General features: G+C 61.2%; 10 protein-coding genes. 8 read left to right on the top strand and 2 right to left on the bottom strand.

Annotated elements, in window-relative coordinates; all coding sequences use genetic code 11:
* Positions 1-4: 4 nt before the first annotated feature.
* The 8 genes from atzF to urtE all read left to right on the top strand — a co-directional run bounded on the left by atzF (position 5) and on the right by urtE (position 11,666).
* The gene (atzF, locus tag FHW04_RS07515; protein ID WP_089561360.1) at positions 5-1,801 is read left to right on the top strand and encodes an allophanate hydrolase; all 1,797 of its coding nucleotides are present in this window, start codon (positions 5-7) and stop codon (positions 1,799-1,801) included.
* A gap of 3 nt (positions 1,802-1,804) precedes the next feature.
* Positions 1,805-5,422: an urea carboxylase gene (gene uca, locus FHW04_RS07510; protein WP_089561359.1), complete on the top strand. Its 3,618-nt coding sequence runs from the start codon at positions 1,805-1,807 to the stop codon at positions 5,420-5,422.
* Positions 5,423-5,431: 9 nt separating this feature from the next.
* Positions 5,432-6,133 carry a GntR family transcriptional regulator gene (locus FHW04_RS07505; RefSeq protein WP_031376033.1) on the top strand — a complete coding sequence of 234 codons (702 nt, stop codon included), beginning with the start codon at positions 5,432-5,434 and terminating at the stop codon, positions 6,131-6,133.
* Positions 6,134-6,162: 29 nt separating this feature from the next.
* Positions 6,163-7,431, top strand: a complete 1,269-nt coding sequence (urtA, locus tag FHW04_RS07500) for an urea ABC transporter substrate-binding protein (RefSeq protein ID WP_031376034.1) — start codon at positions 6,163-6,165, stop codon at positions 7,429-7,431.
* Between the two features lie 109 nt (positions 7,432-7,540).
* The gene (gene urtB / locus FHW04_RS07495; protein WP_089561358.1) at positions 7,541-9,106 is read left to right on the top strand and encodes an urea ABC transporter permease subunit UrtB; all 1,566 of its coding nucleotides are present in this window, start codon (positions 7,541-7,543) and stop codon (positions 9,104-9,106) included.
* Entirely contained in the window at positions 9,106-10,182 is a 1,077-nt protein-coding gene (gene urtC, locus FHW04_RS07490; protein ID WP_031376035.1) for an urea ABC transporter permease subunit UrtC, read from the top strand. The genes urtB and urtC overlap by 1 nt, the downstream gene beginning before the upstream one ends.
* On the top strand, positions 10,175-10,966 hold the full coding sequence (gene urtD, locus FHW04_RS07485) for an urea ABC transporter ATP-binding protein UrtD (protein WP_031376036.1): 792 nt from the start codon (positions 10,175-10,177) through the stop codon (positions 10,964-10,966). Before urtC ends, urtD begins: the two co-directional genes overlap by 8 nt.
* A 1-nt stretch (position 10,967) precedes the next feature.
* Entirely contained in the window at positions 10,968-11,666 is a 699-nt protein-coding gene (urtE, locus tag FHW04_RS07480) for an urea ABC transporter ATP-binding subunit UrtE (protein WP_089561357.1), read from the top strand.
* 14 nt (positions 11,667-11,680) lie between these two features.
* On the opposite strand, the gene FHW04_RS07475 is transcribed toward urtE, so the two are convergent.
* Positions 11,681-12,694 (bottom strand): aldose 1-epimerase family protein, encoded by a 1,014-nt coding sequence (locus tag FHW04_RS07475; protein WP_089561356.1) that lies wholly within the window; start codon positions 12,692-12,694, stop codon positions 11,681-11,683.
* Complete coding sequence (gene fucP, locus FHW04_RS07470) at positions 12,691-14,016, bottom strand: L-fucose:H+ symporter permease (protein WP_089561355.1); 1,326 nt, start codon at positions 14,014-14,016, stop codon at positions 12,691-12,693. Before fucP ends, FHW04_RS07475 begins: the two co-directional genes overlap by 4 nt.
* Positions 14,017-14,022: the final 6 nt, after the last annotated feature.

The raw sequence follows: 14,022 nt of genomic DNA, 5'->3' as shown, positions 1-14,022 counted from the left end.
TCGTATGGCTTCGACCTTTGGCTTGACCCTTCACGACTGGCAGCAACGGCTGCAACTGGCCCCACAGCAGGTCATTCCGCTGCTGGCGTCCCATCTGGCGGCGCTGGATCCGCAGGATAATGCCTGGATCTATCTTGCCACGCCGGCGCAGCTAATGGCGCAGCTGGAACCGCTGCTGGCACAGTTTCAACGCGATCCGGCGTCGCTGCCGCTGTTTGGCGTCCCGTTCGCCGTCAAGGACAACACCGATGTCGCTGGCTGGCCGACCACCGCCGCCTGTCCGGCCTTCACTTACATCGCTGACAATGATGCGACGGTGGTCGCCAGGCTGAAAGCCGCCGGCGCGGTGGTGATCGGCAAAACCAACCTTGACCAGTTCGCGACCGGCCTGGTCGGTAGCCGCTCGCCGTATGGCGCGGTCACTAATACCTTTGATGCCGACTACGTCAGTGGCGGCTCCAGCTCCGGTTCAGCTTCGGTACTGGCGCGCGGGCTGGTCGGCTTCTCCCTCGGTACCGACACCGCCGGATCGGGTCGGGTCCCGGCCGGGTTTAACAATATTGTCGGTCTGAAACCGACCAAAGGCTGGTTCTCTGCCCGCGGCGTGGTGCCAGCCTGCCGGCTAAATGACACCCTGTCGGTGTTCGCGCTGACGGTGGAAGACGCTTTTACCGTCGCCAGCCTCGCCGGGGGATTCGACGCCGGTGACGCCTATTCGCGCGTCAATCCGCATACGGCCCCGGCCAGCCTGCCCGCTCATCCACATTTTGCCGTACCGGCCAATCCCGAATTCTTTGATGATGCGGCGGCCGAAGCGGCCTGGGATCGGGCGCTGGAAGCGCTGCTGGTGGCGGGCGTGACGCTGCATCCGATTGATTTCACTCCGTTCCGCCAGCTGGCTGAGCAGCTCTATTCCGGTCCCTGGGTAGCCGAGCGCACCGCCGCAGTCGGCGAGATGCTGCAACGTCCGGCTGAGATGGACCCGGTGGTGCACGGCATCGTCGCCAGCGGCCTGAAATACAGCGCCGTTGAGGCTTATCAGGCGGAGTACCTGCGGGCCGAGCTGACGCGACAAATTCAGCAGACCCTGGCGCAGTTTGACGCGCTGGTGGTGCCGACCTCCCCCACCATCCACACGCTGGAGGAGATGGCTCAGGAGCCGGTGCATTACAACTCGCAGTTCGGCACCTATACCAACTTCACCAATCTGGCCGACCTCGCCGCGCTGGCGCTGCCCGGTCCGTTCCGCAATGACGATTTACCGGCGGGCATCACGCTGATCGCACCCGCCTGGCACGATCGTGCACTGGCTGAGTTCGGTCTGCGCTGGCAGCAGCAACTGGCGCTGCCGCTCGGTGCCACCGGCCAGCCACAGCCCACCCGATCGCGCGCCCTGCCGCCCTCCTCCGATCACGTGCGTGTTGCGGTGGTCGGCGCTCACCTCACCGGTATGCCGCTCAATTTCCAGCTGACCAGCCGGGATGCGGTGTGGGTAGAGGAGACGCAAACAGCCGCTCACTATCGGCTGTTCGCACTGCTGGACGGTGCGATCAAAAAACCGGGCCTGATGCGCGATGAACGCGGTGCCGCCATCACCGTCGAGCTGTGGGATATCCCGCTGGCGCGCTTTGGCGAGTTCGTGGCAGAAATCCCGCCACCGCTGGGCATCGGCAGCCTGACGCTGGCAGACGGTCGGGTAGTGAAAGGCTTTATCTGTGAAGGCTCGGCGCTGAACAACGCGCTGGAAATTACCGAAACTGGCGGCTGGCGCAACTGGCTGGCGACACAAGGGAGTCTCTGAACCATGTTCAGCACCGTATTAATTGCCAACCGCGGCGAAATTGCCTGTCGCGCCATCCGTACCCTGAAGCGCCTCGGCGTGAAAAGCGTGGCGGTCTACTCCGATGCCGACCGTAATGCGCAGCACGTTCAGCAGGCCGATGTGGCGATTGCGCTGGGCGGCGATAAAGCCAGCGACAGCTATCTGCGCATCGACAAAATTCTGGCAGCGGCACAGCAGAGCGGTGCTGACGCTATCTGGCCAGGCTACGGCTTCCTGTCAGAGAGCCTGCCGTTCGCCGAAGCCTGTGAGCAGGCGGGAATCGCTTTTGTCGGCCCGACGGCACAGCAGATCGGTGAGTTCGGCCTGAAGCACCGCGCCCGTGAACTGGCCGCGCGAGCCGGTGTGCCAATGACGCCCGGCACGCCGCTGCTGGATTCGCTGGAGACGGCGTTGCAGGCCGCCGAACAGATCGGCTATCCGGTGATGCTGAAGAGTACCGCCGGCGGCGGTGGGATTGGTCTGACGCGCTGCGCCGATGCCGCCGCGTTAGCCAGTGCCTGGGAGAGCGTGCGCCGCCTCGGCGAACAGTTTTTCAGTGACGCGGGCGTCTTTCTGGAGCGCTGCATCGATCGCGCGCGTCATGTTGAAGTGCAGATTTTCGGCGATGGCCGCGGCACCGTGGTGGCGCTGGGTGAGCGCGACTGCTCGCTGCAACGCCGTAATCAAAAGGTGGTAGAGGAGACCCCGGCGCCGGGCCTGTCCCCGGCCACGCGTGACGCGCTACTGGCCTCGGCGGTCCGTCTGGGCCAGCTGGTCAACTACCGCAGCGCCGGCACCGTGGAGTACATCTACGACGTCACCCAGCAGGCGTTTTACTTTCTCGAAGTGAATACCCGTCTGCAGGTTGAGCATCCGGTTACCGAATGCGTGACCGGGCTGGATCTGGTCGAGTGCATGCTAAAAGTGGCGGCGGGCGATGAGATTGACTGGCCGCGCCTGCAGCAGGCTCCCCAGGGTGCCGCCATTGAAGTGCGACTCTACGCGGAAGATCCGCTGAAGAACTTCCAGCCCAGCCCAGGCCTGTTAACCGCCGTCAGCTTTCCCACTGGCGTGCGCATCGACAGCGGCATTGAAACCGGCAGCGAAGTCTCCAGCTTCTACGATCCGATGGTAGCGAAGCTGATTGTACATGCCGACAGCCGCGAGGCGGCGCTGGCAAAAATGCAGCAGGCGCTGGATGCCACCCAGCTGCACGGCATCGCCACTAACCTCGACTACCTGCGCCAGATCGTGGCGACTGAGGCCTTTCACAGCGGCACGGTCTGGACACGCTTTCTCGACAGTTTCACCCCGGCCGCCCCGGTGATTGAAGTGCTGCAGCCGGGTACCTTCAGTTCGATTCAGGATTATCCGGGCCGCCTCGGCTACTGGGATATTGGCGTTCCGCCGTCTGGTCCGATGGATGATTTCGCCTTCCGTCTGGCGAACCGGATTGTCGGCAATGACGAATCGGCGGCCGGCCTCGAGTTTACCTTGCAGGGCCCGACGCTGCGCTTTCACACTGATGCGACGGTGGCACTGACCGGCGCTGACTGCGCCGCCACGCTGGATGGCGAACCGGTCAGCAACTGGCAGCCGCTGACGGTGAAAGCGGGACAAACCCTGGCACTGGGCCGCGCGCAGCAGGGTTGCCGCGGCTACCTCGCGGTACGCAACGGTTTCGACGTACCGGAATATCTCGGCAGCCGCAGCACCTTCTCGCTGGGTCAGTTTGGCGGCCATGCCGGACGGACGCTGCGGGTTGCGGATATGCTGCCGATCTCCCAGCCTGCGCTGGCAGCCTGCACCACTCCGCCTCCGGTCAGCGCCCCTCAGGCGCTTGATGCCGCATTGATTCCGCACTACGGCACCGAATGGCGTATCGGCGTGCTCTACGGTCCGCACGGCGCACCAGACTTCTTCACCCAGGCTGCCATCGACGAATTCTTTGCCAGCGACTGGCAGGTACATTACAACTCCAACCGTCTCGGCGTGCGGTTAGTCGGTCCGAAACCGAGCTGGACCCGCGCCAACGGCGGCGAGGCGGGCCTGCACCCTTCTAACGTTCACGACTGTGAATATGCCATTGGCGCCATCAATTTTACCGGTGACTTTCCGGTGATCCTGACGCACGACGGCCCGAGCCTCGGCGGATTCGTTTGTCCGGTGACCATCGCCAAAGCCGAACTGTGGAAAGTCGGTCAGGTTAAACCAGGCGATCGCATTCGTTTCCATCCGATCAGTGCCGATGACGCGCTGGCACGAGAAAAGGCGCAGCAGCAGGTGATCGCCACCCTGCGTCCGCACCATGCGCCGACGTTTGCCGTGCCGTCGCTGGCCGAAACCGCCAGCGGCTCCGCGACCATACTGGCGGCGATTGACGCCACCGCAACCACGCCGCAAGCGGTCTACCGTCAGGCCGGTGACAAATATGTGCTGATTGAATATGGCGACAACGTGCTGGATCTGGCGCTGCGACTGCGCGTTCACCTGCTGATGATGGCGCTGAGCGAACGAGCGGTGCCCGGCGTAGAAGAGCTGTCACCCGGCGTGCGTTCACTGCAGGTGCGCTACGACAGCCGCATCATCAGCCAGTCCGACCTGATGTCGCTGTTGCTGGGGCTGGAGGCGACGCTGGGCGATGTCAGCACGCTGAAAGTGCCGTCGCGAGTGGTGTGGATGCCAATGGCGTTTGAAGACAGCGCCACCCTCGGCGCGGTAGCGCGCTACCAGGAAACGGTACGCGCCTGCGCTCCCTGGTTGCCGAACAACGTTGACTTTATTCAGCGCATCAACGGCTTAACCCAGCGTGAACAGGTCAGAGACACCCTGTTCAACGCCAGCTATCTGGTGCTAGGACTGGGCGACGTTTATCTTGGCGCGCCCTGTGCAGTGCCCATCGATCCGCGCCATCGTCTGCTGAGTTCCAAATACAGCCCGGCCCGCACCTTCACCGCCGAAGGCACGGTCGGCATCGGCGGCATGTACATGTGCATCTATGGCATGGACTCACCCGGCGGCTATCAGCTGGTCGGCCGGACGTTACCGATCTGGAACACCTTCCTGAAAAATCCCCAGTTTGCCGCCGAACAGCCGTGGCTGCTGCGCTTCTTCGATCAGGTGCGTTTCTATCCGGTGAGTGAAGCCGAGCTGACGCAGCTGCGGGAAGATTTCCGCGAAGGCCGCGCCAGCCTGCGGATCGAAGAGACGCTGTTTGATTTTGCTGCCCACCAGCAGTTCCTGGCGGACAACGCTGATGATATCGCCGCATTCCGCCAGCGTCAGGCCGCCGCGTTTGAGCAGGAGGTGACGCTGTGGGCGCAGGAAGAGCAGAGTGCGCCGCCGACGCTGGACCCGCCGCCCCCGATCGCTGAGCAGGATGACAGCGCGCTGGCGGTGCAGGCCGATATGAACGGCAACATCTGGAAAGTTTTGGTGCAGCCGGGTGAAACGGTCAGCGCCGGTCAGACGCTGGTTATCGTCGAAGCGATGAAGATGGAGCTGGCGATTGTCGCTCCCCGGAGTGGTCAGGTGAAACGCATTACCTGCCAGGCGGGCCGTCCGGTCAGTCCGGGCGAAACCCTGCTGTGGCTGGAATAAGGAGTCACCATGACGATGCAGTCTCCCTCCCCGAAAGCCCGCCCGGAAGCGCTGGCGGAACGGGTTTATCAGGCGCTGAAGGAGGAGATTTTCGCCTTTCGCCTGATGCCCGGCGATCGCTTCAGTGAAAGTGAAATTGCCGGGCGGATGGCGGTCAGCCGCACGCCGGTACGTCAGGCGCTGTTCCGGCTGGAACGCGAAGGCTTTGTTGAAGTCTGGTTCCGCAGCGGCTGGCAGATCAGGAACTTCGATTTCGCCTGGTTCGAAGCGCTGTATGACCTGCGAACCGTGCTGGAGTGTGAAGCGGTAAAACGGCTGTGCGCCCTGCCCGCCGCCCAGTGCAGCGCCCTGTTAACCGGGCTGACGCGCTTCTGGTGCCAGGCGGAGCGACTGACCGCCGGCCTGACGGTATCGCAGCACGATGAGGCGTTTCACATGACGCTGGTGGCCGCTGCGGGTAATCCGGAAATGGCGCGTATTCACGCCGAACTGACGGAGAAAATCCGCATTATCCGCCGTCTCGACTTCACCTCTGACGATCGGATAACCGCCACCTATCAGGAGCATGAACAGATTTTACAGGCAATTTTTCAGCAACAGACCGAGGAGGCACAACGCATCCTGACTGACCACATCGCCGTCAGCAAGGCGGAAGTCAGGAAAATTACTTTGCACCGACTCCAGCAGGCCCGGCTTCAACCCATTGAATAACAAACACAACATTGAGGGGTTTTAACACGATGAAAAGACGTTCATTGCTCAAGGCTTTTGCTCTCTCCGCTACCGTTGCCAGCATCGGCCTCGCCTGGGGCGCGCAGGCGGCTGACACCATTAAGGTCGGCATCATGCACTCCCTGTCAGGGACCATGGCGATTTCGGAAACACCACTCAAAGATGTGGCGCTGATGACCATCGATGAGATCAACGCCAAAGGCGGCGTGCTGGGGAAAAAGCTGGAGCCGGTGGTGGTCGATCCCGCCTCTAACTGGCCGCTGTTTGCCGAGAAGGCACGACAGCTACTGACCCAGGACAAGGCGGCGGTGGTGTTTGGCTGCTGGACCTCAGTATCGCGCAAATCGGTGCTACCGGTGTTTGAGGAGCTGAATGGCCTGCTGTTCTATCCGGTGCAGTATGAGGGCGAAGAGATGTCACCTAACGTGTTCTATACCGGCGCAGCGCCCAACCAGCAGGCGATCCCGGCGGTTGAATACCTGATGAGCGAGGATGGCGGCAGTGCTAAACGCTTCTTCCTGCTCGGCACCGATTATGTCTATCCCCGCACGACCAACAAGATCCTGCGTGCCTTCCTGCACAGTAAGGGCGTCCAGGATAAAGATATCGAAGAGGTCTACACCCCGTTTGGTTACAGCGATTACCAGACCATCGTCTCAAACATCAAAAAGTTTGCTGCCGGCGGCAAAACAGCGGTGGTTTCCACCATCAACGGTGACTCTAACGTTCCGTTCTATAAAGAGCTGGCTAATCAGGGCATTAAAGCCACCGATATTCCGGTCGTGGCCTTCTCGGTCGGGGAAGAAGAGCTGCGCGGTATCGATACCAAACCGCTGGTCGGTCAGTTAGCGGCGTGGAACTATTTTGAGTCAATCGATAACCCGACCAACGCTAAATTTGTCGCTGACTACCGTGCTTATGCCAAAGCCCATAACCTGCCGAACGCCGCCAGCGTGGTCACCAACGATCCGATGGAAGCGACCTATGTCGGTATTCATATGTGGGCGCAGGCGGTAGAAAAAGCCGGCACCACCGACGTGGATAAAGTACGGGCGGCGATGGCCGGTCAGACCTTCAAAGCGCCAGACGGCTTTACCCTGACCATGGATCAGACCAACCACCATCTGCATAAGCCGGTGATGATCGGTGAAGTGGAAGAGAACGGTCAGTTCAACGTGGTGTGGCAGACCGATCAACCGGTACGCGCTCAGCCATGGAGCCCGTACATAGCCGGTAATGATAAGAAGCCCGACCACCCGGTGAAAGCCGCGCAGTAAGCGCGTGACGCGCCGGTCTGCGGCTCTGCCGACCGGCGCCTGCCCGTTGCGCTGATGGCGGACGGCAAAACAGATCGTCCGCTGCCATCCATTTAACGAGGTCCTCTCTATGAACCTTTGCCGCTGCCTTTTCAGCCTGCTGCTGCTGATGCCGCTGTTTGCCAGTGCCGGACCGGCGGCAGACTTCGCCGCTGCCAGCCGTAGCCAGCAGGCGACGCTGCTGCAACAGTGGGCTGCCGCGCCAGACAGCAGCCGGTTACCGCTGCTGGAAGCGCTGCACGCCGAAAACGTGGTCATCGACCAGAATAAACAGCCGTTCAGCCAGCAGGGCAGCAGGTTGCTGCCGCTGGATGCCCAGCCACAGCCGAACGGCAGCCTGAAAAAACTGTTTATGAACAACCGGCTGCGGGTGCTGGTCAACGGCGCGCTGGCGGCGCATCAGCTGGTGAGCGACGATGCCGGACTGCGGTTGCGCGCGGCGCGACAGTTGCAAAATGACGGCGCAGCCGATCAGCTGTCGCTGATTGAGCAGCGGCTGGCCGCCGAAAAGGATAGCCGGGTGCATGCCGCACTGGCGCTGGCGCTGGCCAACCTGCAGCTGGCAGATGCCCAGCCGATGGTGCGGCTGAAGGCAGTTAAGCTGCTGGGCGAATCCAGCGATCCCAATACTCAGGCCAGCCTGCAACGCTTAACCCAGCCGGCGAACGAACCAGACGCCACGGTGCGTGCCGCCGCCGCCGACAGCCTGCAACAGATTCAGAAACGCCTGATGTGGGGCGATCTGCTGGGTCAGGCGTTCAGCGGCCTGTCGCTGGGCTCGGTTTTGCTGCTGGCGGCGCTGGGACTGGCGATCACTTACGGTCTGCTTGGCGTAATCAATATGGCGCACGGTGAAATGCTGATGCTCGGTGCTTATGCCACCTGGTGGGTACAGAGCCTGTTTCAGCAGTTTGCGCCGCACTACCTGGCCTGGTATCCGCTGCTGGCACTGCCGGTGGCGTTTATGGTGACGGCCGCCATCGGAATGGCGCTGGAACGCACGGTGATCCGCCATCTTTACGGTCGCCCGCTGGAAACGCTGCTGGCAACCTGGGGTATCAGCCTGATGCTGATTCAGGCGGTGCGCATGCTGTTCGGTGCGCAAAACCTCGAAGTGGCAAATCCGCAGTGGCTGTCAGGCGGACTGCAGGTGCTGCCTAACCTGGTGCTGCCGTGGAACCGCATCGCCGTGATTCTGTTTGTGATCTTTGTGCTGGCACTCACCTGGCTGTTGCTGAATCGCACCCGTCTTGGCATGAACGTGCGCGCCGTTACGCAGAATCGCGCCATGGCCGACTGCTGCGGCGTGCCGACCGGCCGGGTCGATATGCTGGCGTTTGGTCTGGGGTCTGGTATTGCCGGACTGGGCGGCGTGGCGCTGTCGCAACTCGGCAACGTCGGGCCAGAACTGGGACAGGGCTACATTATCGACTCGTTTCTGGTGGTGGTGCTGGGCGGCGTCGGCCAGCTGGCGGGCACCGTGGTCGCTGCCTTCAGCCTCGGCATTGTTAATAAAGTGCTGGAACCGCAGATCGGCGCGGTGCTCGGCAAGATCCTGATTCTGGTAATTATCGTGCTGTTTATCCAGAAACGTCCTCAGGGACTGTTTGCGGTGAAAGGAAGGGTGACTGACTGATGACGCAACCCATAACGCTCCGCGCCGCGCGCAAAGCGCCGCGCCTGACCCTCAGCATCGGCATGGTGGTCACTCTGGCGCTGCTGGTGATGCCGTTTCTGGCGCTGCTGCCCGCCGGCCATCCGCTGGCGATCTCCACCTATACCCTGACGCTGATCGGCAAAATCCTCTGCTATGCGGTGGTGGCAGTGGCCCTCGACCTGGTGTGGGGTTACGCCGGATTACTGTCGCTGGGTCACGGCCTGTTTTTTGCTCTCGGTGGTTATGCGATGGGCATGTATCTGATGCGCCAGGCGGCAGGTGAAGGCTTACCGGCGTTTATGTCCTTTCTGTCGTGGCGTGAGCTGCCGTGGTTCTGGAGCGGAACCGAGCACTTCGCCTGGGCGCTGTGCCTCAGCGTACTGGCACCGGGATTGCTGGCGCTGGTATTTGGCTTTTTTGCCTTCCGTTCCCGCATCAAAGGCGTTTACTTTTCGATCATCACCCAGGCGCTGACCTACGCCGGTATGCTGCTGTTTTTCCGTAATGAAACCGGCTTTGGTGGCAACAACGGTTTCACCGGCTTTACCACCCTGCTCGGCTTTTCAGTGAGCGCGACCGGCACCCGCATCGGCCTGTTTATCGCCACGGTAGGATTGCTGTTGCTGAGCCTGGCGATTGGTTTCGCACTGGCACGCAGCAAGTTTGGCCGGGTGCTGACTGCGGTGCGCGACGCCGAAAACCGCCTGATGTTCTGCGGCTACGATCCGCGCGGCTTTAAGCTGTTTGTCTGGACCCTGTCGGCGATGCTGTGCGGACTGGCCGGGGCGCTTTACGTACCGCAGGTCGGGATCATTAATCCCGGCGAGATGTCGCCAGCCAACTCGATTGAAGCCGCCATCTGGGTGGCGCTGGGGGGGCGCGGTACGCTGATCGGCCCACTGCTGGGTGCCGCGATTGTTAACGGCGCGCGCAGCTTTTTCACCGTCGCTTTCCCGGAATACTGGCTGTTTTTCCTCGGCCTGATGTTCATCCTGGTGACGCTGTTTCTGCCGCACGGCGTGATTGGCCTGCTGCGCCGGAGGAAACATGACTGACGCACTGTTTACTCAACCTCATCCGGCGGATCGCCATCGGGCGCAGCGCGATCCGGTGCTGCAACTGGAGAAGATCAGCGTCTCGTTCGACGGCTTCCGCGCCCTGAGCGATCTCTCGTTGCAGATCGGCGTCGGCGAACTGCGCTGCGTGATCGGCCCCAACGGCGCGGGCAAAACCACGCTGATGGATGTGATCACCGGTAAGACGCGGCCCGATTCCGGGCGGGTGATCTACGATCAGGACAGCGATCTTACCCGCCTGTCGCCGGTTGAGATCGCCCGTGCCGGGATCGGCCGTAAGTTCCAGAAACCAACGGTGTTTGAAGCGTTAACCGTGTTCGAGAATCTTGAGATCGCCCTGAAAGCCGAAAAAACGGTGTGGGCCAGTCTGCGCGCGCGCCTCAATGGCGAGCAGCAGGATCGGATCGATGAGGTGCTGAAGCTGCTGCGGCTCGGCGCAGAACGACAGCGTAGCGCGGGCCTGCTGTCGCACGGCCAGAAGCAGTTTCTGGAGATTGGCATGCTGCTGGTGCAGGAGCCGCACCTGCTGCTGCTGGATGAGCCAGCGGCGGGAATGACCGACGCTGAAACGGACTACACCGCCGAGCTGTTCCGCAACCTGGCGGGTAAGCATTCGCTGATGGTGGTGGAGCACGATATGGGCTTTGTCGAAACCATTGCCGACCACGTGACGGTGCTGCATCAGGGTCAGGTACTGGCCGAAGGATCATTGCGTGATGTGCAGGCCAATGAGCAGGTTATCGACGTTTATCTGGGGCGATGAGATGTTACAGGTTACTGAACTGAATCAATATTATGGCGGCAGTCATATTTTGCGTGGCCTGTCGTTTGAGGTAAAAGTGGGCGGGATCACCTGCCTGCTGGGCCGCAACGGCGTGGGCAAAACCACGCTGCTGAAATGTCTGATGGGGTTAATCCCGGCTAAATCGGGTGAGATCCACTGGCAGCAGCAGAAGCTTAACGGCCGTAAACCGCACCAGCGGGTGCAGTCCGGCATTGCTTACGTGCCACAGGGTCGGGAGATTTTTCCGCGGCTGACGGTGGAAGAGAATCTGCTGCTCGGTTTGTCCCGCTTTCCGGCATCACAGGCCCGCCAGGTGCCGGATGAGATCTACCAGCTGTTTCCGGTGTTGTTTGCCATGAAGTCGCGGCGCGGCGGCGATCTGTCCGGCGGCCAGCAACAGCAGCTGGCGATCGGCCGGGCGCTGGCCTGTCGGCCGCAGCTGTTGATCCTGGATGAGCCAACCGAAGGGATCCAGCCGTCGGTGATCAAAGAGATCGGCGCGGTGATCCGTCAGCTGGCGCAGCGCGGGGATATGGCGATCCTGCTGGTTGAGCAGTTTTATGACTTTGCGGCTGAACTGGCGGACAGCTATCTGGTGATGTCGCGCGGTGAAATCGTGCAGCGTGGCCGCGGCGACAGCATGGAAGCCGATGGCGTGCGCGGCCTGGTGGCGATTTAGGCCGCGCATCGGGTTTACAGCAATCCGGTCTCGACGGAAAAGTGGCGTTGTTCGCCGCTGGCGAGGGTGATTAAGCTGCCCGCCTGCTGCGCCGCCAGAAACCCTTCCGGCCGACAGGTGGCCGGCAGGCTATAGGCCGCGACCTGTTGGTCGGCATTGTGCAGCAGCCAGCGGGTGGCGTGAGGAAACTGAGCGGTAGAGAAGCGCGTCATCATGGCGTATCCCGCCGGCGCGTGCAGCTCAAACTGCACCTCATCGCCATACTGCGGCAGATCGTCGGCGAAAAAGACGATCTCCGGATCGCATAACTGTGGCTGAACGAGCTGCTGCAACGCCTGCGGATCCTGCGCCAGCCGTGCGGTGTAGTCGCGCCAGGCGGGCGTCGGCCGTAAATGTGCCGGTATTGAGGTGCGCAGCCGGAATGCCCGATCCGGGATCGACTGCCGGAAACGTCCCTGCGCAATCCAGCTGCTGTTGAGATGACACATATACTGCAACGGCATCGGCGCACCGGCCAGATTGGTGACCGTCATCTCAATCTGCAGCCGCGGCCGATCGGCATGCAGGCGTACCGCCGGTGCGGCCAGATAGTGATGGCCGAAGCCTTTGACATATTCACACTCTCCCTCCAGTGACAGCGTATCCGCGTCCAGCACCAGCCACGCACTGTCCATCCGAGCGCAGGGCATTTCGCCATGCAGCGGATGATCGTCCTCGGGCGACGGACAGCCGTTAGCCAGCAGTCCGGAGTGGAAAGCGAAACAACCATAGGTGTCGATGATCGAATTGCCGGGCAGCGGCTGCTTAAAGCTGTTGCCCATGGTCAGCGTATGCCCTTCAAACTGCACATCCCAGATCATCTGACCAAAGAACGGCAGCACCGTCACCGACCCGCGCCGGTTATGGATCCGCACCGCTTCAATCCCCGCCGGATAACGGAACAGTTCCACCCGGAAGTCATCGCTCTGCAGCAGAACCTCAGGGGTCAAATGAAATTGCTCACGGCGCAACGGTAAACGGGTTTTCATGATGCATCCTCCACCAGACGACCGCCGGACACGGTCTGTTTCTTGTGGCGCAGTTCGCCATAGAAGTAAAAACCGACCCAGGCGAAGCAGAGCAGCGAGACGCCAAACGCCAGCTGCATTGAGCCAACCGAGTCAGAGACCAGCCCCTGCAGCGCGGGCACAAATGCTGCACCGACAATCGCCATCACGATAAACGCCCCCGCCACTTCGGTATATTTATTATCGACCGTCGCCAGGGTACCGGCGTAAATGGTCGCCCAGCAGGGACCAAACAGCACGCTGACGAACACCGCGGCGTAAACGGCGGTAAAGTCAGGCACCAGCATCACATAAGCCAGCGTCAGCACCCCCAGCACCGAATAGGCGATCAGCACTTTTTCAGCGCGGAAACGGGTCATCAGGAAGTTCGCCACGAACTTGCCGATAAAGAAGCAGATAAAACTGTAGATCATGAAGTTAGAGGCGTGACGTTCATTGGCTGCGCCCAGCGTCAGCGCCAGACGAATGGTGAACGACCAGACCGCTACCTGCATCCCGACATAGAGAAACTGCGTCACGATGCCGCGTTTAAAGTGACGGTTGGTCGCCAGATAGCGAAGGGTCTCCGCCAGTGAAGGCAGCGATGTTTCGTTACTTTGCGGTTTGCAGCGCGGATAGCGGGTGAACATAAACAGCAGCATCACCACCACTAACACCATCACCAGATATTTGTAGGGTTCCAGCGTATGCTCCAGCATCGTCAGGCGAAACGCATGCGCCTGTTCAGCGGTCATGGTCGCCATCTGGCTCTGCAGGCTGTCCCCCTCCTGGAACACCAGATATTTACCCAGCACGATGCCCATCAGTGCGCCAATCGGATAGAACGTCTGGCTGATGTTGAGCCGCAGAGTTGCGTGATCCCGATGCCCAATCATTGAGCTGTAGGTATTGGCCGCGGTTTCCAGAAAGCTCAGGCCGATGGCGATGGCAAAGATCGCCGCGAGAAACATGGTGTAGGTCGCCATGTGCGAGGCGGGATAAAACGCCACGCAGCCCAGGATGTAGAGCGCCAGCCCGGTCAGGATCGCCAGCTTGTAGCTGGTTTTGCGGATCACCAGTGACGCCGGGATCGCAATCAGAAAATAGCCGCCGTAAAAGGCACTCTGTACCAGCGCGCTGGCAAAATCGCTTAAGGCGAAGACGCTTTTGAACTGGGTAATCAGGATATCGTTAAGGCTGGCAGCGCAGCCCCACAGCGGAAACAGGCACGACAGCAGAATGAACTGAAAGCGCGGCGTTTTATTCAGGTAGCCATCCGATTGCTGAACAATTTTCTGTTGCATAGCATC

The organism is Pantoea sp. AN62 (genome assembly GCF_050432985.1).
In the GTDB taxonomy this organism is placed as follows: Bacteria; Pseudomonadota; Gammaproteobacteria; order Enterobacterales; family Enterobacteriaceae; genus Pantoea; species Pantoea brenneri.
This window is presented reverse-complemented; position numbering and strand designations above follow the sequence as displayed.